The 22,982-nt window shown below is 37.5% G+C and carries 19 protein-coding genes; 1 reads left to right on the top strand and 18 read right to left on the bottom strand.

From position 1 onward, the window contains the following. Positions 1-2 precede the first annotated feature (2 nt). The 9 genes from paaD to LX80_RS03235 are packed head-to-tail and all read right to left on the bottom strand — an operon-like array spanning position 3 to position 6,637. Positions 3-509, bottom strand: a complete 507-nt coding sequence (gene paaD, locus LX80_RS03275) for a 1,2-phenylacetyl-CoA epoxidase subunit PaaD (protein ID WP_111293631.1) — start codon at positions 507-509, stop codon at positions 3-5. After that, positions 503-1,342 carry a 1,2-phenylacetyl-CoA epoxidase subunit PaaC gene (paaC, locus tag LX80_RS03270; RefSeq protein WP_245897952.1) on the bottom strand — a complete coding sequence of 280 codons (840 nt, stop codon included), beginning with the start codon at positions 1,340-1,342 and terminating at the stop codon, positions 503-505. Before paaC ends, paaD begins: the two co-directional genes overlap by 7 nt. A gap of 29 nt (positions 1,343-1,371) precedes the next feature. After that, positions 1,372-1,728: a 1,2-phenylacetyl-CoA epoxidase subunit PaaB gene (gene paaB / locus LX80_RS03265; RefSeq protein ID WP_111293630.1), complete on the bottom strand. Its 357-nt coding sequence runs from the start codon at positions 1,726-1,728 to the stop codon at positions 1,372-1,374. 18 nt (positions 1,729-1,746) lie between these two features. Then, the gene (gene paaA, locus LX80_RS03260) at positions 1,747-2,730 is read right to left on the bottom strand and encodes a 1,2-phenylacetyl-CoA epoxidase subunit PaaA (RefSeq protein ID WP_111293979.1); all 984 of its coding nucleotides are present in this window, start codon (positions 2,728-2,730) and stop codon (positions 1,747-1,749) included. Positions 2,731-2,790: 60 nt separating this feature from the next. Then, positions 2,791-3,861, bottom strand: coding sequence for a 1,2-phenylacetyl-CoA epoxidase subunit PaaE (gene paaE / locus LX80_RS03255; protein WP_170120363.1), 1,071 nt, complete (start codon positions 3,859-3,861; stop codon positions 2,791-2,793). A 38-nt stretch (positions 3,862-3,899) separates the two neighbouring features. Beyond that, positions 3,900-4,493 (bottom strand): TetR/AcrR family transcriptional regulator, encoded by a 594-nt coding sequence (locus tag LX80_RS03250; RefSeq protein WP_111293628.1) that lies wholly within the window; start codon positions 4,491-4,493, stop codon positions 3,900-3,902. A gap of 24 nt (positions 4,494-4,517) precedes the next feature. Then, positions 4,518-5,438 carry a phosphatidate cytidylyltransferase gene (locus tag LX80_RS03245; RefSeq protein ID WP_111293627.1) on the bottom strand — a complete coding sequence of 307 codons (921 nt, stop codon included), beginning with the start codon at positions 5,436-5,438 and terminating at the stop codon, positions 4,518-4,520. A gap of 15 nt (positions 5,439-5,453) precedes the next feature. Beyond that, on the bottom strand, positions 5,454-5,666 hold the full coding sequence (locus LX80_RS03240; protein ID WP_111293626.1) for a putative signal transducing protein: 213 nt from the start codon (positions 5,664-5,666) through the stop codon (positions 5,454-5,456). Positions 5,667-5,680: 14 nt separating this feature from the next. Beyond that, positions 5,681-6,637 carry a CPBP family intramembrane glutamic endopeptidase gene (locus tag LX80_RS03235; protein WP_111293625.1) on the bottom strand — a complete coding sequence of 319 codons (957 nt, stop codon included), beginning with the start codon at positions 6,635-6,637 and terminating at the stop codon, positions 5,681-5,683. 70 nt (positions 6,638-6,707) lie between these two features. On the opposite strand from LX80_RS03235, the gene dusB reads away from it, so the two are divergent. Then, positions 6,708-7,745: a tRNA dihydrouridine synthase DusB gene (gene dusB, locus LX80_RS03230; RefSeq protein ID WP_111293978.1), complete on the top strand. Its 1,038-nt coding sequence runs from the start codon at positions 6,708-6,710 to the stop codon at positions 7,743-7,745. An 88-nt stretch (positions 7,746-7,833) separates the two neighbouring features. Here dusB and LX80_RS03225 read toward each other — a convergent pair whose 3' ends face one another. The 9 genes from LX80_RS03225 to LX80_RS03185 form a co-directional block, all read right to left on the bottom strand. Further along, complete coding sequence (locus LX80_RS03225; RefSeq protein ID WP_111293977.1) at positions 7,834-8,424, bottom strand: glutathione peroxidase; 591 nt, start codon at positions 8,422-8,424, stop codon at positions 7,834-7,836. 61 nt (positions 8,425-8,485) lie between these two features. Then, a complete protein-coding gene (locus tag LX80_RS03220) occupies positions 8,486-9,865 on the bottom strand; it encodes an aldehyde dehydrogenase (RefSeq protein ID WP_111293624.1) in 1,380 nt (459 codons plus the stop codon). A 123-nt stretch (positions 9,866-9,988) separates the two neighbouring features. Beyond that, a complete protein-coding gene (gene bglX / locus LX80_RS03215) occupies positions 9,989-12,271 on the bottom strand; it encodes a beta-glucosidase BglX (protein ID WP_111293623.1) in 2,283 nt (760 codons plus the stop codon). A 25-nt stretch (positions 12,272-12,296) separates the two neighbouring features. Continuing rightward, positions 12,297-14,063 carry a family 43 glycosylhydrolase gene (locus tag LX80_RS03210; protein WP_111293976.1) on the bottom strand — a complete coding sequence of 589 codons (1,767 nt, stop codon included), beginning with the start codon at positions 14,061-14,063 and terminating at the stop codon, positions 12,297-12,299. A gap of 1 nt (position 14,064) precedes the next feature. Next, complete coding sequence (locus LX80_RS03205) at positions 14,065-15,393, bottom strand: glucoamylase family protein (RefSeq protein WP_111293622.1); 1,329 nt, start codon at positions 15,391-15,393, stop codon at positions 14,065-14,067. A gap of 15 nt (positions 15,394-15,408) precedes the next feature. Next, positions 15,409-17,085 carry a glucoamylase family protein gene (locus tag LX80_RS03200; protein WP_245897950.1) on the bottom strand — a complete coding sequence of 559 codons (1,677 nt, stop codon included), beginning with the start codon at positions 17,083-17,085 and terminating at the stop codon, positions 15,409-15,411. Positions 17,086-17,178: 93 nt separating this feature from the next. Beyond that, positions 17,179-18,039: a LamG domain-containing protein gene (locus LX80_RS03195; protein WP_111293621.1), complete on the bottom strand. Its 861-nt coding sequence runs from the start codon at positions 18,037-18,039 to the stop codon at positions 17,179-17,181. Positions 18,040-18,065: 26 nt separating this feature from the next. After that, positions 18,066-19,571 (bottom strand): RagB/SusD family nutrient uptake outer membrane protein, encoded by a 1,506-nt coding sequence (locus tag LX80_RS03190; protein ID WP_211307688.1) that lies wholly within the window; start codon positions 19,569-19,571, stop codon positions 18,066-18,068. A 20-nt stretch (positions 19,572-19,591) separates the two neighbouring features. Next, entirely contained in the window at positions 19,592-22,942 is a 3,351-nt protein-coding gene (locus LX80_RS03185; protein ID WP_111293620.1) for a TonB-dependent receptor, read from the bottom strand. Positions 22,943-22,982 lie beyond the last annotated feature (40 nt).

Genomic DNA, 22,982 nt, shown 5'->3' with positions numbered 1-22,982 from the left:
AATTAATGACATTTAAAATAATCAAATGGTTCCTTACAATCCTGGCATTGATACAAAGCTTTACAAGCCGTACTGCCAAATCGTGAAATTAAACGTGTATGATAAGATAAACAATGCGGACACTGAATTGCTTCTTCTTCCTGAAACTCATCGGGTTTACAAACCGTTTGCTTTGGTAACGGGGGTGCAATGCCGTAAGCTTTTAGCTTTTCTTTCCCCGATTCACTCATCCAATCGGTTGTCCATGCAGGTGAAAGTACTTTTTCAACTTTTACTTCTTTAAAACCGTATTCCAGCAATACCAATCGAATTTGCATACTAATTACATCCATAGCAGGGCATCCGCTATAAGTAGGTGTTATGGTTACTGTAATACTTTCTGCATTATGAACACTTACATTTCTGACAATACCCAAATCAACAATTGATAAAACCGGGACTTCGGGATCATTGACCGTACTTAACAATTGCCAAACTTGTGATTCGGTATGTTCAATAGTATTTACCATTCTGCATTAGGATATGTACGTGGTAAGAATTGCATTTCAGCCAAAATATAACCGAGATGTTCCGTATGAATGCCCAATTTACCGCCCGACTGATACCATTTTCCAAATGTTTGTTCCGGTAAGGTAGCCAACTGAAATGTGTGATTGATTGTATTTAACCAAGTTTGTTTCAAAAGATCAATAGATGTATCGTCTAATTCAAATGCAGTTTTTTCGTATTCGGTACAATTAAAAAACTCCCCTACATAAGGCCACAAATAATCTATTGCTTTAAGCATGCGTTCCCGGCTTTCATCTGTTCCATCGCCCAAGCGCATTACCCATTCCCCGCTCCACTTTACATGGTATTGAATTTCTTTTAATGATTTTTCGGCAATGGCCGCCAATTGTGTATCACTATTTTTCAACAATTGCTGAAACAGTATTTGCCGATAATTGCTAAAAAAGAAAATCTTTAAAATGGTTTGAGCCCAATCGCCATTAGGCAACTCTACCAACAAATGGTTTTTATATGCATTGGCATTTCTTAAGTATGCCAGACTATCTTCAGTAATAGAAGCCGGCGTTATGTCAAAATCAGCCAACGCCAATGCCATATCGTTAGGAAGTTGTTGTAATAATGCTGCGGCGTGTTGATAAAAATTTCTTGCCTGTCCTACAAAGTCTAATGCAATATTTGTTAAAGCAATATCTTGTTCCAGTATAGGACCATGGCCACACCATTCACTGCATCGGTGCCCCATTATTAAACTGTCGTCGGCCAAATGAAGTAAAGCATCTATTTTAGCTTTTTGGGCATTTTCTTTTTCGGCCGGCATAGTTTGTTCTTGCATAATTATCATATAATTGGGCAATGAAAGTTTTACATATATTTTAATTCATCAGGCAACTGATAAAAGGTAGGATGACGATAAATTTTATCATTTGCAGGATCATACAATGCCCCTGCTTCAGTGGGATTGGAAGCATGAATGTATTTGCTTTCAACCACCCAAATACTTACCCCTTCCATACGACGGGTATAAACATCGCGGGCATTTTCAATGGCCATGGCAGCATCGGCTGCATGTAAGCTACCCACATGTTTGTGATCTAACCCTTGTTTACTTCTTATGAAAACTTCCCACAAGGGCCATTCACGATTGTTAACGGGTGCGGGTGCACCACCTTCTATTTCGCCATAATCGCCATAAAAAAACTTAGTGATATGTATATTCATTTTTGCTATAATTTGTTTTTATTGAAATGCAGGTGCATTTTCGGTTGACTTTGCAGTATTTTGAAAAGCATATTTTCGTGCAGATTTTTTTTCTTCATATGCTAAGGCTGCTTCACGTACCCATGCACCATCTTCCCAGGCTTGAACCCGTGTTGCCAATCGCTCTTTATTGCAAGGACCGTTACCTTTTACTACATTCCAAAATTCTTCCCAGTTAATGGGCCCAAAGTCGTAGTGCTTTCTTTCTTCATTCCATTTTAAATCTTTATCCGGTAAAGTCATGCCTAAAAACTTCACTTGTTCAGCACATACATCTACAAACTTTTGTCTTAGCTCATCATTAGTAAAACGTTTTATTTTCCATTTCATACTTTGTGCAGTATGTGGGGAATCATTATCGGTTGGGCCAAACATCATTAAAGAAGGCCACCACCAACGATTAATGGCATCCTGACACATTTTGCGTTGTGCAGCATTCCCTTTTGACAAGGTTAATAAAATTTCAAAACCCTGCCGTTGATGAAAACTTTCTTCCTTACAAATACGGACCATGGCTCTTGCATAAGGTCCATAAGAACAACGTGATAAAGGCACCTGATTCATAATGGCAGCACCATCAACCAACCAACCAATGGCACCCATATCGGCCCAGGTTAAAGTGGGATAATTAAATATGGAAGAATACTTTGCTTTTCCGCTATGCAGTTGATAATACATTTCATCACGCGTAATGCCTAAAGTTTCCGCAGCAGAATATAAGTACAATCCATGGCCGGCCTCGTCTTGAACTTTGGCTAATAAAATAGCTTTACGCCTTAACGAGGGGGCACGGGTAATCCAGTTGCCTTCAGGTAACATTCCTACAATTTCACTATGGGCATGTTGTGATATTTGACGAATAAGGGTTTTACGGTATTCATCGGGCATCCAATCCTGCGGTTCAATTTTTATATCCGCATCAATTTTTTGTTGAAATTGTTCGGCTAATTTATTTGCATCCATAACCCAAATTTTAGCTTTCAAATTTACGGAAATAAGTAGCATTTGCTAACAATTGTTAGCTTATTTAACATCATAATCAACAGAAACCTCATCAGAAACAGGGTGACTTTGGCAAGTTAGAATAAATCCGGCCTCCACTTCATCGGGCTCAAGGGCAAAATTGGCATCCATATTTACCTTTCCCTTCAGCAGTTTGGCGCGGCAGGTTGAACAAACACCCCCTTTACAAGCATAAGGTGCATTGATGCCTTGTTGCAAAGCAGCATCTAATATACTGGTACCATTTCCACTCATGGAAAAATGGAAGACATGACCATCAAGCTGTAAAGTAATGGCATGATTATCCGTTGCAGAGGTAGCTACCTGCGTTGCTGCAGTTCGAGGTTGGGCATTAATGGAAGTGAACAACTCAAAATGAATACGTGACTCAGGTATTTGCTGTTCAAGCAAAAAATCTTTCACCTCAGTAATCATATCCGATGGGCCGCAAATAAAATATTCATCGGCATTTAACGGTACAACTTGTTTAGATAAGGCAGCACATTTTGATGCATTAATTCTACCTTCATTCAAAGGCATTTCAACTTTTTCGCGGCTAAATAAAGGAATAAGCATAAACCTTTGCATATAGCAATTTTTCAAGGCTTCCAGCTCTTCCTTAAACATCATATCGGCCTTGGTTTTATTACCATATACTAAAGTAAAAGTGCTGGCCGGTTCAATGTATAAAGTTTCTGTTATAATTGCCAAAATGGGTGTAATGCCACTGCCTGCAGCAAAGGCTATATAATGTTTTTTTTGCTGTGGATTTAGCGGTGAAAAAAACTTTCCCATTGGCGGCATTACATCTAATGTATCGCCGGGTTTTAGTTGATGAAAAGCATAATTCGAGAATACTCCATCAGGCAACACTTTTACACCAATGCGCCACCGTTGATCCTTCGGTGCCGAACACAATGAATAAGTCCTTCGCACTTCCTCACCATTAATCCATGTGCGTATATTAATGTACTGTCCGGCATGATATGCGAATTCATTTCTTAATTCAATAGGTACATCAAAACCAATCACTACAGCCGAATCGGTGTCGTGATATACTTCATTTACCTGAAGCGGATAAAATTGTGCCACACAAAAAAATTTAATGCTTTGAAATAAAAACTATGCTGCTATTCGTTTTTTAAGCCGCCCACCAAAATGGTAATCATGTTTTCTTCAAGTAAATTACCACTAATACGTTGCTTACTGCGATGCCAGCTTTCAATACCGCTAATGGCATGCAGCATAATGAGCACGGCGGTGGTGGCATCAATGGGTTTAATTTCTTTTTTTTGAATACCCTCCTCAATAATGGCGGCAAAACGCTTGCGGTAGGTACGACGTTGATTTTGAAAATTAGACAGGTAGGGATCTTCCAAATATTTCCATTCACGATCGCTTACATACACTTCATTAAAATGTTCAATCATTCCATGAATATGAAAGCGCAATATTTTTTCAATTTTAGCCAAACTACTAATTTGTTCCTGCTCAACCGATTCCATAAATTGGCCATATCGGTTCGCTACACTAAAACAAATTTCGTGCAGTAGTTCACTTTTACTTTTAATGTGGTTATACAAACTAGCGGCTTCAACACCTACTACATCTGCCAGTTCACGCATACTGGCGGCTTTATATCCTTTTTCTTTAAATAATGCAGCGGCTTTGGCTACAATTACTTCTTTACGTGAATTGTTGGTATCGGTTTTTATTCTTCCCATACCACAAAAATACACTAACTAACGTTAGCGACAAACTATACTTGTAATTGTTAGTTTAAGAGGCATACCACTCATTATCCATAAAAACAGCCAAACGAAAGGAGTGGCTAATAATAATGAATCAAACCGATCTAAAAATCCGCCATGTCCGGGCATAATTTGGCCACTATCTTTTACGCCGGCCATACGTTTTAATTTACTTTCCCACAAATCGCCCAGGGTACCCATTACCGCAGCAATAATAGTTATGCCGAATGCAATAAATAAAGTCATTCCGGTAATTTTAACGGCCAATAATGCTGCCAATACAATGGCAATAACGGCTCCACCTAAGGTTCCTTCCCAGGTTTTTTTGGGTGAAATTGCCGATAGTGGCGTTTTGCCAATGAATGAACCCACCAAGTAGGCCATGGTATCATTAATCCAAATGGTGGCAATTAATAATAACACAACTACTAAACCTGGTTCGGTACTAATCGTTAATGTATTTAACACCGGCCAATAATCAAATCGCAAATTCATCATCAAACCCCAACTGAGTGATATATATAAAAGACCCAATACAGAATAGCCCACTGTTTTTAAATCAATGTCTTTTTTAAACACAATTTCTTTCGCCATTAAAAAAACAGCTAATAATAAAAACAGGTACCAACCTAATCCATATAAAGTAACTTGGCCAATTGGGTAAGGATTATGAAAACGCCAAAGTACAAAACACCAACCTAATACCATTACTCCATATTCGTGTATCAACCCACGACCAACATAAGGAGGATAAATTTTATTAACTAATTGGCGGTATTCATGCCAACAACCAAAGTGAATAATACTGAATAAAACAAAAAAACTCCAGTTATTAATCAGCAAGCCGGCCAACATTATTATAACAAACAAAATGGCGGTTCCGGTTCGGGTTTTAAAGGTTTGCAAGTTAAAAGCCATGTTAATGTATTCAAATTAATTTAAAAGCGATTTTTCTAATAATTCTTTAGCAATTTCTTTTAGGTGCAAGGGTACATAAATTTCTATTGCACCAAAGGTTAAGTAACTGCTGTCCAATTTATTTAACACTTGCACAGGAATACTATTTTCTTCTAACACACCTTTTATTATACTGGCATGTGGTACATTTTTGGTGCTGTACAGTAAAAACCAGGCAGACTTTTCCATTGCTTTCCCTTAAATTATGAAGTTTGTATGGGTGTTGCTTTTTTAAAATATTTAAAAAGTATTACCAGCGCTATAATTGCTACTATTCCAATGTACCATGGAAAGGTAGTATCATCCATGGCATCATCTTTCAATGCACCGTTTTTGGTAGCAAAATATAACATAGTAACGGCAAAACCGTTGTTTAAAAAATGCAACAAAATATTTAACCAAATATTTTTCCCGTAATAATAAATGTATCCCAAAATAATACCTAAGCCAAAACGTGGCAAAAAGCCATAATAGCTGGTGTGCGCAGCACTAAAAATAATGCTGGTAATAATGATGCCAGCTGCTGCACTTTTTGTCCATTGCACCAAAATGTTTTGCATACCGCCTCTAAAAAAAGTTTCCTCAAAAATGGCGGGCGCAATTGCAATAACTAATAAAGTTGACAAATAATCACCAAAATTTTTCATAACGGCCATGCCTTTAACACCATCAGTGTAAGCCTTTTCCATAGCTTTAAAACTTACCTCCCATTTTTTGGGAATGGGTATAATTTGATTAAGCTCAGTTAAAGCGCCACTCAAAAACAATCCAACAAACACCATTGCAATAACCAAATACACCTGTTTCAAATTAATGGAACGATTGTAATGCATGTAATACAATGGCTTTTTGCTAATTAATAATGCCAAGAAAAAAGCCGGTAAAAAAAACATACAAAACGACATTACCAATTGAATAACCTTGGCCGTATTAGCATAAGCCGGCAGCAAAATATTGGTAGTCATTGTATCCAACGACTGATGCGTCATTAACATCCAAATTACAACAGCCAACATGCTACTAATAACAATACCTACACCGGCAAAGCCAATTAAAATAGCCATTTGTCCTAAATAAGATATACGGCTGCTGCGCATTACCGGGTCGGGAGTAGTAAATGCCTCAAAACTATTCTCTTCTGTATTGTAATTTTCAAACATAGTTACACTTTATTACTAAGGTTGTAAATTTGCACTTTGGTTGTTAAACAACCAATTAATTTTTAATGGAATGGTAAAAATAGGCAATATCAACTTACCCGAGTTTCCTTTGTTATTAGCACCCATGGAAGATGTCAGCGATCCTCCATTTAGAGCTGTATGCAAGGAAAACGGTGCTGATTTAATGTACACGGAATTTATTTCCAGTGAAGGTTTAATTCGCGATGCTATTAAAAGCAGAAGAAAATTAGACATTTTTGACTATGAGCGCCCCATAGGTATTCAAATTTTTGGTGGCGATGAAGAAGCATTGGCCTTAAGTGCAAAGATTGTTGAAGCCGTACAACCCGATTTAGTTGATATTAACTTTGGTTGCCCCGTTAAAAAAGTGGTAAGCAAGGGTGCCGGTGCCGGCGTATTAAAAGATATTGATTTGATGGTTCGTTTAACCGAATCAGTAGTTAAATCAACCCATTTACCCGTTACCGTAAAAACCCGTTTAGGTTGGGATGATCATTCAAAAAACATTGAAGAGGTAGCCGAGCGCTTACAAGATGTGGGCATTAAAGCACTTTCGATACACGGACGCACCAGAGCACAAATGTACAAAGGCGAGGCTGACTGGACATTGATTGCCAAAGTAAAAAACAATCCACGCATCCAAATTCCCATTTTTGGTAATGGCGATATTGACTCGCCTGAAAAAGCTTGGGAATACAAAAACAAATATGGTGTTGATGGCATTATGATTGGCCGTGCTGCTATTGGTTATCCTTGGATTTTTAGAGAGATTAAACATTATTTTACAACAAAAACCTTACTTCCTTCACCAACTATACGTGAACGGGTTGACGTATGTAAAAAACACCTGCTAAAATCCATTGAATGGAAAGGACCTATAGTTGGCATCAATGAAATGCGTCGTCATTATACCAATTATTTAAAAGGGTTACCCGGCATTAAAGAGTACCGCAACAAATTGGTTACTTTAAAAGAAACGGAAGAAATTCTTCAGGTACTTACAGAAATTGAACACCGTTATGAGGGTTATAATTTTGAACGCACCCCCATTGAATTAATGAACTACCACGAAAAGTGCCCCTTATAGTTTTCTTATGTAATCGACTGCAGCTACTTTGTGCAACTTTCGTTGCGTCGCACACTTGTACGTTCGGTACATTATGCAGCTGTATTTATTACAATGAAATAGCTGTTTTCATGGCATTGGACAATGGCGAAACAAACGATGAAAAATAATGCGTTAAAACACCCTTTTCATTCACCAAATATTTATTAAAATTCCAAACAGGTGGTTGTTGGTTCCATCCATTTTGTTGGGGTTGTGTTAACCATTGATAAACCGGATGTTGCATGGCCGAAGGCACAACAACTGTTTTTTGCATTAAAGGAAAATCAACACCATAATTAATGGAACAAAATGTTGCAATAGTGGCATTATCATCAGGTTCCTGCTCTTTAAAATCATTGGCAGGAAAAGCCAATATTTCCAATTCGGAATGATATAAGCTATATAATTTTTCTAATTCAGCATATTGTGCCGTAAACCCACAAAAGCTTGCCGTATTTACAATCAACACCTTTCTACCTTGCAATTGTTGAAACGAAAAATCGTTACCATTAAAAAGTGTAGCACTTAATTTATAAAAACTGACATAAGGTTCAACCAAACCTTGATTATAGATAATATTTTTTTTGTTGGGAAGTATTTTCCCCGTTTGCATAATAATGGGGTAAAACCACTTCAATATTGTTTGTCGCGTTTGCATAACGGCATTTTGAACAAATAACAAAACAATGGGTAATATGTTGCATCATCCAAAATGCTAATTAACGAATTAACCATTTAAACAGTTTTAACTTGCCGGTAAATGGTGGATATTTTATAGCAGGATCGAACCAAGCCGGTGTTTTAAAAACTGCTTTCGGATGTGTAAAAGTTTCAAAAGAATATTGACCATGGTACTGTCCAATGCCACTATTACCTCTACCACCAAAAGGTAAATTTGGATTGGTTAAATGCCAACTACAATTATTAATACATGCCCCACCCGAAGACACTTCAGCTAACCATGCTTCGGCCAGGTCATTACTTTGCGTAAAAACATAAAATGCTAACGGATTTGGATTGACGGAAATAATCTGTTTGGCATCCTCTTTATTTTCATAGGGCAAAATAGGCAATACAGGACCAAAAATTTCTTCATGCATAACAGGAACATTGGTATCATTAATACCTAATAAAGTAGGTGCAATAAACAAATGTTCTTTATTTGCACTTCCGCCAAATAAAACTGTTCCTTGCTGCAAATACCCTACCACTCTATTCCATTGCTTTTCATTAATCATTTTACCATAATTGTCGCTTTGAGAAGCATCTTCACCAAAAAAACGCACTAACACCTGCTTCATCTCTTCTACAAATTCATGATAAACAGAACGATGCACCAAAACATAATCGGGTGTTACGCACATTTGCCCACAATTTGAAAACTTGGTAACGGCAATACGCTTTGCAGCAACGGGTATATTAGCATCGGCAGCTATTACACAGGGGCTTTTACCACCCAGCTCTAACGTAACAGGAATTAATTTTTCGGCAGCCTGCCGGTAAATAATTTTCCCCACAGCCGTACTTCCGGTATAAAACACATAATCAAAAGTAAATTGTTGCATTAATGCAGTAACTACTTCAGCACCATTTCCCTGTACACAATAAACATAATTGGCGGGAAATGTTTCTTCTATCATTTTTTGAATAACCTGCGCAGTTGCATCAGCAAATTCACTAGGTTTTACCACACAAACATTTCCGGCAGCAATAGCGCCAACCAAAGGACTCAATAATAATTGTACAGGATAATTCCATGGCGCAATAATGAAAACAACGCCCCAAGGCTCTGCATACACTTTGCTTACCGAAGGCATATTCGCTAAGTTGGTTGCTTTTTTTTGTGGTTGCATCCACTTTTTCAGGTGCTTGAGTGTATGATTAATTTCTGCTACTACCATTCCCATTTCAGTTACCCACGATTCTTCTTTACTTTTTTTCAAATCAACAGCAAGCGCTTCATACAAAGCTTGTTCATATTTTAAAATTGCAGCCTTTAAATGCTGCAATTGTTGCACTCTAAAAGCATAACCCCGTGTAATACCGCTTTCATAATTTATTTTTAATTGTTGCAGCATCGGTAAATATTCAGATTGCATACAAATAATTTTTGGAAAAAGATAAGCAAAATTTATTAATCAATCACTTCACTAATATCAACAAAAAAGGCCGCCGCAAAATGCAGCAGGCCCTATCTAACAAAACGACTGCCAGAAAAAAAGTTATTGTTTATACACAAACGAAGCAGTATTTACCTCATCACTATTGGTTCCAATCATTACCAAAAATTGGCCCGGTTCAGCCACTAATTTCAATTGATTGTTGTAAAACTTCAGCATTTCTGCATCAATAGTAAAATCTACTGTTTTCGATTCTCCTTTTTTCAAAAATATTTTTTGAAAACCCTTTAACATTTTCACAGGGCGACTAATAGAAGCAACTTCATCGCGCAAGTATAACTGCACAACTTCTTCCCCATCATAATTGCCGGTATTTGTTACCTTAACAGTGGCATGAATAGATTTACCGTTGGTTAAAATGGTATCAGATAACTGAACGGGGGAATAATTAAAGCTTGTATAACTTAATCCAAATCCAAATGGGAAAAGAGGCGCGTTAGGAATATCTAAATAATCAGACTTAAATTTAGTTGGTCCACCCAACACATAAGGTCTTCCTGTATTCAAATGGTTATAATACACGGGAATTTGCCCAACACTATATGGGAAAGATGCAGTTAACTTACCGGAAGGATTTTCATTACCAAATAATACATCTGCAATACCATTTCCCGCTTCTGTACCACCAAACCAAACATCTAATATGGCAGTAGCCATTGCACGCTCTTTTACTAACGTTAAGGGCCTGCCGTTGAATAAAACAATTACAACCGGCTTGCCTGTTTTAACCAACGCAGCCAAAAGCCGTTGTTGACTTTCAGGCAAACCAATGTCGGCCCTACTGGATGATTCACCACTCATATCGGCTGCTTCACCCAAAGCAGCTACAATTACATCGGCATTTTGAGCAGTTGCAATTGCCTCTTGCAACATCTCATCAGGCGATTGAGGACCCATATCTATTTCCGTACCAAAAACATTTACTTTTTTATTAAATACCGTATCATCAGAAATATTAGCGCCTTTTGCATATACAATCTTTACCGAATTTCCCGCTACTGCTTCAATACCTTCTTTTAAGGTAACAGCCTTCTGCCAATCGCCGGCAACACTCCATGTTCCCAACATATTACGACGACTATCCGCTAATGGACCAATCAGTGCAATGGTTCCTTTTCTTTGTAACGGTAATACATTGTTGTTATTCTTTAATAACACGCATGCCTTTGCAGCAGCTTTACGTGATAGAGCTAAGTTATCCGGTGATAAAATTACGGACGCTCTTGATGCCGAAACATTCCGATAAGGATTACTAAATAATCCTAATTTATATTTTGCTTCCAAAACACGTCGGCAAGCATTATTAATATCATTTAGTGTTATTTTTCCTTCTTGCAACGATTTTTTTAATGTAGTTAAAAAACCTTCGCCTACCATATCCATATCTAATCCTGCTTTTAAGGCCAATGCAGATACTTGTTGCAAATCGCCTAATCCATGCTCTTGCATTTCATTAACAGAGGTATAATCGCTTACAACAAAACCATTAAACTTCCATTGATTACGCAATAAATCTGTTAATAACCAATGGTTACCCGTTGCCGGAATATCATCAACCACATTAAAAGAACTCATTACACTGCCCACGCCGGCATCTACTGCTGCTTTATAAGGTGGTAAATATTCATTGTACATTCTAATTTTACTCATGTCCACCGTGTTGTAATCGCGGCCACCTTCTGCAGCCCCATACAACGCAAAGTGTTTTACACAAGCCATAACGGTATTGTCTTTACGAAGATCATTCATTTGATATCCACGCACCATGGCACCGGCAATGGCACTACCTAAAAATGGATCTTCACCTGCGCCTTCAGCTATGCGCCCCCATCTGGGATCGCGACAGATATCTACCATAGGTGAAAAAGCCCAACTTAATCCATCGGCAGTGGCTTCTTCCGCTGCTGCACGAGCCGTTTGTTTAATTAAAGCAGTATCCCAACTGCAAGCTAACCCCAAAGGAATAGGGAAAGTAGTTTTATGACCATGAATGACATCTGACCCAAAAATTAAAGGAATGTGTAAACGAGAATGTTCAACGGCCAACTTTTGAGCTTGTAATACTTTGTCTGCACCAATTACACCAAACAAGCCGCCCACCTGACCATTTTTAATTTTAGCCTCAACATCTGTACTTACTACTGCACCGGTAGGAATTCCTCCACCCGGGGTTAATAAATTCAATTGTCCAATTTTTTCGTCTAACGTCATTTTCTGCATTAAACCATCAATGAATTGTTTCATGGCATTATTGGCACCCGTTTGTGCTTCAGCAGTAAAATGAAGTAGCAATGCGGCCAGTAAAATGAAATGTAATTTTTTCATACTGATTATTTATAGGGGTTTAAAATTATTCGACCAATGTTGGTGTTGTGCGCTTTGAAATTCCATTTTCATTAATGGCTTCAATAGCAAAATAATAAGGCTTTTCTTTATCCATTCCCTTATACCAATATTCATTTTGGTTATAAACCATTATGCTATTGTATAATTTATCGGGTGCTGTACCAAAGTAAATATTGTAAGCAAATGCATTGTCAACCACTTGCCATTTCAACCAAGCACTTCGTTTATCTTTCTCTGTTCGCAAAACCAAAAAATTTTTTACGGTATCGGGCAATGAAGCATTCCCTTTTCCAAACACCCTTAACCCACTTATAGCAAATTTTCCTGTAGGCATGTGAATGTTTTCTAACTTAATATAACGGGTAACAATTGGCGTTGACAGTTCAACATATTCATGTGGAATATCGGTTTTGTTATTTGATTTATCAATGAGGACACGCCAGTTTTTCCCATCGGTTGACTCATACAGCTTGTATTGATGGTAAGTGCCCAATTGTTTACCTAAGAATGAACTATCAACATCTTGATCGGCATAATTAATTTGAATGGCATGTACGGTATCAAGGCCACCTAAATCGGTTTGAATCCATTCGCCTTTATTACCGGTTAAAGCACTCCAATATGTTTTTATATTTTCATCTACTGCATTATTGGGTTCAAAACCACCAAGCGTTGATGATACTTGTACGGGCTTATTATAATTCAAGAGCATCCAACCCACAAATCCGCTACCGTTAAGTGTTGCATGATTATTCGTTTTTAAATATTGTGGTAAATAATGCGGATAATCGCCATATGAAGTATTGCAGTACATTACATTATCGGCATCGAAACCGGCAGGCCATATTCCTAATCTTCTTTCAAAATTGTTTTTTACACTAATAACCATGGTGGAAATATGCCACCAATTATTCCATGCATCCTGAAATGTACTGCCATGACCGGCACCACGAGCAAAACCTCCCGGTTTAAATGATAGTGGATCTGATTGCGGGGTAAAAGGCCCTAATGGGTTTTCGCCCACCACTACTCCATCGGCATAGCCACTCATTTCAGTTCCCGGTGCACCATATTGCAAATAGTACTTATTGTTATGCTTTGTCATCCAGGCCCCTTCAATAAAAGGATCTAAAAAGGTGTTGTCCATGTATTCGCCGAAACGTTGCCAGCCGTAACGCCAGGGTTCTAATAAATACATTTCTTTACGAGTGCCGATAGGCTGTAAGGTTTTTCTATTAAGCTCAATGCCATATAACGGATAGCGATTGCTGCTACCGTTATACATATATAATTTCCCGTCGGTATCTAAAAAAAAGTCAGGATCCCAACCACCTATTGCAAAAGAATCTACCCAAGGTTTCCATTCGTTTGCTTTAGGATTTGTGCTCATCCAAACGGTAAAATTTGTTGTGTAAGTAGAACCAAAAACAATCATTGTATCACTTAATACGGCAACAGCAGGGGCACATAATTCATCATATCCGGCATTCCATGGACGTAAAAATTTACGAGATACAAAGTTCCAATGTAACATATCATTACTCCACCAATAGCCCCATTGATTGGTTGAAAACAAATAATAATCATTTTTGTAACGAACCATTACAGGATCGGCTGTTGCTCTATGTCGCCCGGCTTCACTAAAATTGGGAATGGGGGTATAACCATAATCAATATTAATGGGATTGCAATAAGTTTTTTGTTGGGCGTAAACAGAGATAGTAGAGCCAATGGTTACCATAGCAAAGAATAATAGCATTCTCCGTTTCATGTTAATCATTTTTTTTGTTAAACCATGGACTTTCAAAGCCAAGCTTTTGCAAGCCATTTTGAACTTCTTTGCAACTCATGAATAATTTCCAAAGCAATCCGGTTCTATAATTTTCAATCATTACAACAATGGGTCCTTCATCTATGGCTAAGTAGGAAGAGGCATACCAATTTTTACTTAAATTAAATGCATCTTTAAAACCGTATGGCCCCCATAATTTGTTACCAAGACTATCATAAAAGAAACGTAAAGCCTTCATTGAATATTCCGGCGTATATGGAAAGGCCGATAATGCAGCAGTGGGGGCTATTGTACCATTATCATTGGTAGGCGAAAAGGCATTATAACCGTCATACGTATCACAAGCTGTTAAACCCCAACAATTAGGTCCATAACCTTTATACTGCTTGGGATTTTGCACGCAATATGCATGATTAATAAGTGTATGATTTTGATTCTGTTCCCAATAATTTGCATAACGATCTTTTAATCCACGAGGATCAAGGCCAAGAAAAGAATATTGAGAAAAAAACAAGGGACCTCCGCCATCAAATCCCAACGGCAAGGTAATACCGTAGAACTGTTTACCATTTTTAAAAAAGTCGCTTTGTACCCATCCTTGGTGGTAAACATCTGCAGAAACCGGATAACGTGTACCCGATGCTGCTAATACATAAGTAATCAGGCATTCATTAAATCCACGAATAGGGAAATTCATAGCCCATCCATTATTTGGACTCCAATGCCAGTATAAAATAGTTTGTCCATCTTTTGTGAACCAATTCCATTCAATGTCATTCCATAACCAATTTATTCTGTTCCTGATTTCTGTTTCAACTTTATTGGGCGCATTAAAATATTGTCGGGCACATAATAAGCCTTGAAATAAGTATGATGTTTCTACTAAATCGGCACCATCATCTTTTCTACTGAAAGGAATAGTAACACCGGTACTTCCGTTTAACCAATGCGGGAATACACCATGATAAGAATTAGCCTTGGATAAAAAACGGACCATTTTTAATAATCGGGCAGCAATTGTATCACGAGGCAACCATTTTCTATCTGCTGCTACAATCATAGCCATAATGCCAAAACCCGTTCCACCGGTAGTTACTACTTCATCACCATAATCATATGCTACATTGCTGCGTTCACGGGCCATGCCGCTTACGGGATGCGCAAAATCCCAGAAATACTGAAAAGTTTGTCGTTGTACCATTTCCACCAAAGCACTATCTGATAATTTAGGTAAGTTGTTCAACTTTTGTGTAAATGCATTGACCGTTAGCAAACAAACAGCTGATAATATCAATAATTGTTTTTTCATATTAAAATAATGTTTTTATAAATAAGGAGCTGTAAATCCTAAATTGCGCATGCCCTGTTGAACTTCAGGACAAGAAGTAAACAAGTTCCATAATAAACCGGAACGATAATTTTCAATCATAACAATTTCCGGACCTTGATCTATTGCCAAATAACTGGTTGCAAACCAAATATTGGTTAAATTAAAAGCATCGGTAAAACCATATTGCCCCCAAATTTTATCACCCAGCTTATAATAAAAGAATCGGATAGCATTCATTGATTCCGTAGGTGTGTAAGGCAAAGAAGCAATAGCAGCTGTAGGACTAATTACACCTAAATCGTTGGTAGGTGAATGAGCTGAATACCCGGAAATATTATCATCGCTGGCGGTAAGCCCCCAACAAGCTGAGCTATATCCATTATATCCACCCGGATTCGCAACACAATATGCATAATTGATTTTAGCGTGGGCTGTATTTTGTGTTAAATAGTTGGCATAAGCATCGCTTAAACCATTTGGATTGATTCCCAAGAAAGAATAATGTGCAAAGAACAAAGGCCCGCCTAATGTAGGACCTAACGGTAGCACATTGCCGTAATAGGTATTCCCATTTTTCATTCCCCCGTTTGAAGCCCATCCGTTTGAATAAACAGATTGATTAATAGGATAAGTGGCAGATGAAGCAGCCAAAACATAAGTTATCAATGCTTCATCCCAACCTTTAATAGGCATATTAATGGCCCAATTGTAATTGGGACTCCAATGCCAATACAACACTTGCTGATTATTTTGTGTAAACCAAGTCCATTCTACACCATTCCATAATGTGTTGATATTATTTCTGAGTGTAACCTCAGCTGAAGTTGTTCCATTAAAATATTGGCGAGCACACAATAAGCCTTGCATTAAAAAAGATGTTTCTACTAAATCCGCCCCATTATCCTGTGTACTAAATGGAACGGTAGCACCGGTAGTACCATTTATCCAATGTGAAAAAGCGCCATGATATCGGGTGCAATTATTGGTAAGAAAATTAACAATTGTATTAATTCTGTTTAATCCATCGGTACGCGAAATAAATCCTCTGTTAATACCTACCAATATGCTCATTATACCAAAACCCGTTCCACCGGTGGTAACCACATCGCCCGATGTATTTCTTTCACGAGCCATACCACTTACCGGATGACCAAAATCCCAAAAATATTTGAAGGTTTGCTGCTGTATTAGTGTTAACAAGGCTGTATCAGAAATTTGAGGAAATTTATCGGTTGAATCAATACTGGTTGTTAATTTAATTGCAATTGCAGATTGTAAGTTTCCGCCGGCTTTTGATTGCAATGCGGTAGAAACATTTAGTGTGTATAACGTTATGGGATTGATGTTATTGACAGGTTGAATTAAAACAGCACTATCATTGTTTTGTAATGATGTATTGATGGGTATTACTACACCACTGCTACCAATTAATTGAATACTATTACTCAATGAACCGGCATTTAAAGATGTAGTAAAAGTTAAAAGAATATTTGGCTTAAAATTTACATTATAGTAAGTAAATCCGTTGTACGTTCCATTTACTTTTAAACTATTTAAGCTAAAAGAAGGTGCCGTTGGTGGTGTAGGCGGCGGCGGGGGTGCACTATTTTTTTTACAAGCAAATGTAATTGCCAATAAAAAGAACAGGCATAAATTGAACATTTTACGCATATAACCAAATTTTGAGAATTTGGAAAAAGTGCACCCTTCTGCCAGTTCAACTGACTTAAGGATGCACTTGTGTATGATTTAAGAGCTACAATCCTACTTTCCAAGATTCTGTAACTGATATAAAGCCTTTACATCTGCCGCAGCGAGTGGTGCATTGTAAATACGCACTTCATCCATGGCACCGGGCATATAACTGGCCCAACTTTGAGGACCACCTGCAGTACCTAATGAAGGTGTTGTATTGAACTGCATGGTTCCAAAAATTAAAGCAGAGGCATTTTGAAAAGTTAAAGGACCATTTCCTGCCTTCACAGTAGTATTAATAGAACTTCCGTTTACATAAGTAACAAAAGTAGAAGTAGTTGCATCATAGGTTAAAACTATGTGCGTCCATTTATTCCAAACATTACCAATGGCAAAACTGCCCAACCATTGATCATTATCAGTTGTAGATGTTATCCAGTTTTCAATATGCGCTTTTAAATTAGCGTTTGTTGAGGTACTGCCATTTTCAAAGAAAATATCCAAGTTCCCCCAAAAATCTTGTGTATTCGACAAACAAACCAAACCAAAAGTACCATTGGTGTTTTGTGGGGAATTTACCCAAAATGAAATGGTAAAACTTTTTAGTCCTACTACTGCACTACTTGGTGTGGTTATGAAATAACCATTATTAGCACCTTGCAATGCATTACCTTTTATACCGGTAGTAAACGAGGTTCCAACACCCGTTCCGTTGGTACTTGAAACACTGTCAATAAGTGAATTTTCAAAGCCCCAATAACCTACCAAATTACTTGCAGCAATATCGCGTGAAGATGCATAGCCGCCAAATGTTTGAGCGGGTGCATAGCTGGCAGGATTGAATGATTTTTGACATGAAGTGAATCCAAATGCCAAAACAACCAATGCAGCTATATATGTTGAAATGCTGTATTTTTTATGAAGTTTCATAACATTTTTTTTAAGAATGATAAAAATTAGTATCCTGGATTTTGAACCAATACACCACCACTAATATCAATTTGATTTTGTGGAATAGGCCAAACTTCATTTTTACCGGCTTTCCAGCCCAAAGGTCCAAAAACAGTTGCAGCGCGGCCTTGACGAATTACATCGAAATAACGATCAAATTCCATAGCTAATTCAACCCTTCTTTCATGCCAAATTGCATTTCTTAAAGCATTTTGGTCAGTTGTAGTAACGGGTGGCAAATCAATGGAAGGATTAGCACTTTGTGCTCTTGCACGTGCACGTACCTGTTCTAATGAAGCCAAAGCAGCTGAGGTATTGCCTAATTCATTATTTGCTTCTGCATTCATTAATAAAACTTCTGCATAACGAATTACGCGAACGTTTTGATCTGCTCCCTGATTATCAACCAAAGCCAAAGCAAATGGCACATAAGCTTTCATGTTATACATGGAAGGTGCACCTGCTTGCGGCAAGGGAACTACGTCACCATCAGGAGTAGTAGTGCCTGCAAACATGATTGTAGCATTCAAACGTGGATCGCCCGGTTCAAATTCATTAACCAAACTTTGTGTTGGCACATTAAATCCCCATCCTGCATTGGCATCTCTATTCCCTTGAACTTGTGAATACTGACTATTGGAAAGACCTCCATTGCCGGCCACATAATTACACTGAATTTCAAAAATTGATTCAGAACAATTTTCATTGGGAATTCTAAACATTTGATAATAATTGGGGAAAAGAGAATAAACACCGGAAGCTATTATCTGATCTGTGTATGTTTTTACATCACTCCATTTTTTCTGATACATTGCCACTTTTGCATGTAAGGCCAAAGCTGCGCCTTTTGTTGCCCTACCAATATCTGCAGGACCATAAGTTGCGGGCAAAACATTGGCAGCATCAGTTAAATCTTGTTCAATAGCTGCATATACATCGGCCGGTTTACTTTGCACCGGGTTTAATTGAGCAGCAGTTGTGGGCACATGTAACACTAATGGAATATTACCAAAAGCGCGTACTAACCTAAAATAAGAGTAAGCTCTTACAAATTTTGCTTCAGCTAAATAGCGCGCTTTCAATGAAGCATCCATATTAATGTTGGGCACATTATCCAATACCTGATTACATAAATTAATGTTTTGGTATTGTCCGGTCCAAAAACCATCTAATTGTCCATCAGTTGCAGTTACAGTAAAATTATCGTAAGCATTGATAAAAGTTGCATCACTGGGTACACTTCCCTTAACTGCATCATCTGACCCCACACTTTCAATGCAAATGGGTGCAAATGCCACGTTATTCCAACTACGTAAATTGGCATAAATTGCATTAACTGCATTGGTTGCATCGGTTGAAGTTTTCCAAATTTGTGTGGCCGGCTGCTGCCCTTGTACAGGCACATCTAAAAATGATTTAGAACAACCGGAAGCAATAATTACTACCGACAAACCCATTACAGATGGTTTAATTATCCGATTGAACCAATTTATTTTGAATATATTTTTCATAACACTTTGCTTTAATGAGTTTAGAATGAAAGATTAACACCAAAATTGTAAATGGCAGATAACGGATAGGTATTGTTGTCGATACCAATATTGCCCGGACTACCACCCACTTCAGGAGAAAATCCTTTGTACTTAAAGAAGTTAAATGCATTTTGTGCATTTAAGTAAAGCCGCAAAGATTGAATACCCATGTGTTGTAAACGAGCATTAGGTAATGTATAACCTAACTGCATATTTCTAATTCTGAAATAACTTCCGCTTTCCACGTACCATGAGTTAGGCCAATAATTAGTTCCACCGCCAATATTTACAGAAGGATAAGTATTAGAAGTGCCTGCACCATGCCAACGATTGTTGTAAAAATCTAAAGTCCAGTTTTCAGCACCATAACGTAATCCTTTATTAGCATTGTAAACATCTACACCGGCTACACCTTGAAAGTCTAGAGACAAATCAAATTGCTTATAAGAAAAATAGGTACTGATTCCATAAATATATTTTGGGTTGGGGTTTCCTAATACAACCCTGTCATTAGCTGAAATAGGACCTACTCCTGTAGTGCTGGCATATTTAAAATCACCGGGCTGTGCATTCGGTTGGAATAAATTGCCTGATTTATCTTTATAATTGGCAACATCAGCAGCAGATTGGAATATGCCAATTACTTTATATCCATAAAAAACACCAATGGGTTGTCCTACTGTAGTTAAAGTAGTGAATTGCCCACCGGTAGCACCGGAACCGCCATCGTAAATTTTCTGTCCACCGGCACTATTGCTAAGGAACTCATTTTGGTTATAAGAAATATTTCCGCTGATAGAATAACTGAAATCTTTACTAATATTATCATGCCAGTTCAATGATAATTCAAAACCTCTGTTTTGAGCATCACCTACATTAGTGGTAATGAACTGATTAGCCAAACCTGCAGAACCCGGCAGGTAAACATTCATAATAATATCCTGCGTTTTTTTGTTATACAAGTCTCCTTCAATAGTTAATTTGCTGTTTAACACTGTAGCCTCAAAACCAATGTCTGTGCCTACGCTTTTTTCCCATTTCAATGGTGGTGGGGGTATTGATGCAACACTTACACCTTGAGATACAATACCTGTATTGCCATAAATTACACTATATGCTCCACCTGATACTGTTTGTTGTGTGCTAACAAATGTGGGCACACCGGCATTACCAACCTTACCCCAGCTACCTCTAATTTTCAATGAATTAAAAATATGCTGATTGCGCATAAAGTTTTCTTGTGTAACAACCCAAGCAGCACCTACAGATGGGAAATACCCCCATCTATCGCTTCCGGTAAATTTAGAAGAACCATCTGCACGCATGGTGGCATTCAACATATACTTATTTTTGAAAGAATAGTTAATACGACCAAAATAAGAAGAGATGGTTGACTGCAACGGGTATTGCTGATTGTAACTGTTATCAACATCATTTACGTAAGGATTATTTCCTAAACCTAAAAACCAGTTGCCGGTAGTTACATTTGGAACGTTTTGTGCTGATGCAGAAATGAAATTATAATTATTCCATTCAGCATGTTGACCGGCCAAAATGGTTACTCGGTGATTGGTAGCAAAAGTGTTGGTATAAGTAAGGGTATTTTCTGCAATCCATGAACGATTTTCACCACGAGAAATACTAAGACTACTTACTGCATTTTGCTGAGTAGAAGTTGCTTTATATACAGGAACATAATTTTTAGATTCTGATTCACCATACACACCACTAATAGTAGTTTTAAAATCAAAGTGTCTTAAAAAGCGAACATCTACATATGCATTACCTGTAAAATTATAACCACGACTCATGGAATTATTATAATCTAAAGTAGCTTGTGGATTGCTAACTGCTGAACCTAAACCATAATAACCCGGATCGCCGTAAGTAACACCATCAGCAAATTTTACGGGTAATACGGGAGGGGCCGCATATAAAGCATGCCAAATACCGCCGGGCGCATTATGTGAATTGTTGAAATTACCAATTACAGTATAGCCTGCCTTAATGTTTTTATTAATCTGCATATCGTTACTTAAGTTAGCAGTGTAACGAGTGTAATCGTTAGTTTTTAAAATACCCTGCTGTGATAAGTAACCCAATGAAAAATTATAAGTATTTTTTTCTGAACCACCTGTAACAGATACCTGATGGTTTGTAATAATGGCATTACGTAATACTTGATCGAACCAATTGGTACCTGTACCGAATTTTGAAGAATCTAAAAAGTTTGTTCCACCGGTCATTCTGGCTAACTCATTAAATAAAACTGCATATTGATATGCATTAGCCATGGGTACCTGGTTGGTTGCTTTTTGATAACCAACATAACCATTATAATTGACTACTGTTTTCCTGTCGGCTGCACCCTTTTTAGTAGTAATTATTACCACACCATTAGCCCCTTTAATACCATAAATTGCTTCACTTGATGCATCTTTTAAAATGCTAATACTTTGAATATCGGCAGGATTTAAAAAGTTAACATCATTTAACCATACACCATCTACAACATATAATGGACCAGTGTTTGACCAATAGGTACCCAACCCGCGTATATTGATTTGAGGTGCAGAACCGGGAGTACCATTATTGGTAATTTGTACCCCTGCAACTTTACCTTGTAAAGCACTAATAGGATTTACTGAAGCTTGCTTTGATATTTCAGAACCCTTAATGGTTGCAATGGCACCCGTAACATCTTGCTTTCTTTGTGTACCATAACCAATTACAACCACCTGATCTAATTGTTTTTCAGATGATTGAAGTGTTACATTAATTACGTTTTGGTTATTTACATGTACTTCTTGTGTAGTATGTCCAACAAATGAAATAACCAATACAGCATTAGGTGAAACATTCAATGAATAGTTACCATCATTATCGGTAACAGTACCACGAGAAGTACCTTTAATGGCAATACTTACACCGCTTAACGGTTCCCCCTTTTCGTTTACTATTTTCCCTGTAATTCTAATATCCTGTTCTTCCGGATTAACAGAACGAATAGCAATTAAATTATCACTTAAAATTTTGTAGGTTAAACTGGTACCTGCAAAAAGTTGATTTAAAACAGTTTCAATGTTAGCATTGGTTACATCAACATTTACCTTTTCTTTTAAATCTTTAAGGCGGCTATTGAATAAAAACCTAAATGAACCTTGTTGTTCAATATTACCCAACACTTTGGCTATTTCTGTTTTAGACATTTTTACAGAAACAGTTTGTGCATGTGTACCTGCTGTTGCATTAAAAATGCATAAAATACTAAGTAGTAGTGTTAGTTTCATATAGATTAATGGCTTTAAGGGAATATGCAATTTCCCTGTAAGAGCAATCGATTTTTTCATACATTAGTGTTTGAATAGTGAATAATGCTGAGATTTCTGC

The organism is Hydrotalea sandarakina (assembly GCF_003254115.1).
GTDB classification, from domain to species: Bacteria; Bacteroidota; Bacteroidia; order Chitinophagales; family Chitinophagaceae; genus Hydrotalea; species Hydrotalea sandarakina.
The sequence above is the reverse complement of the archived record's forward strand: the minus strand, read 5'-3'. Positions and strand labels throughout refer to the sequence as shown.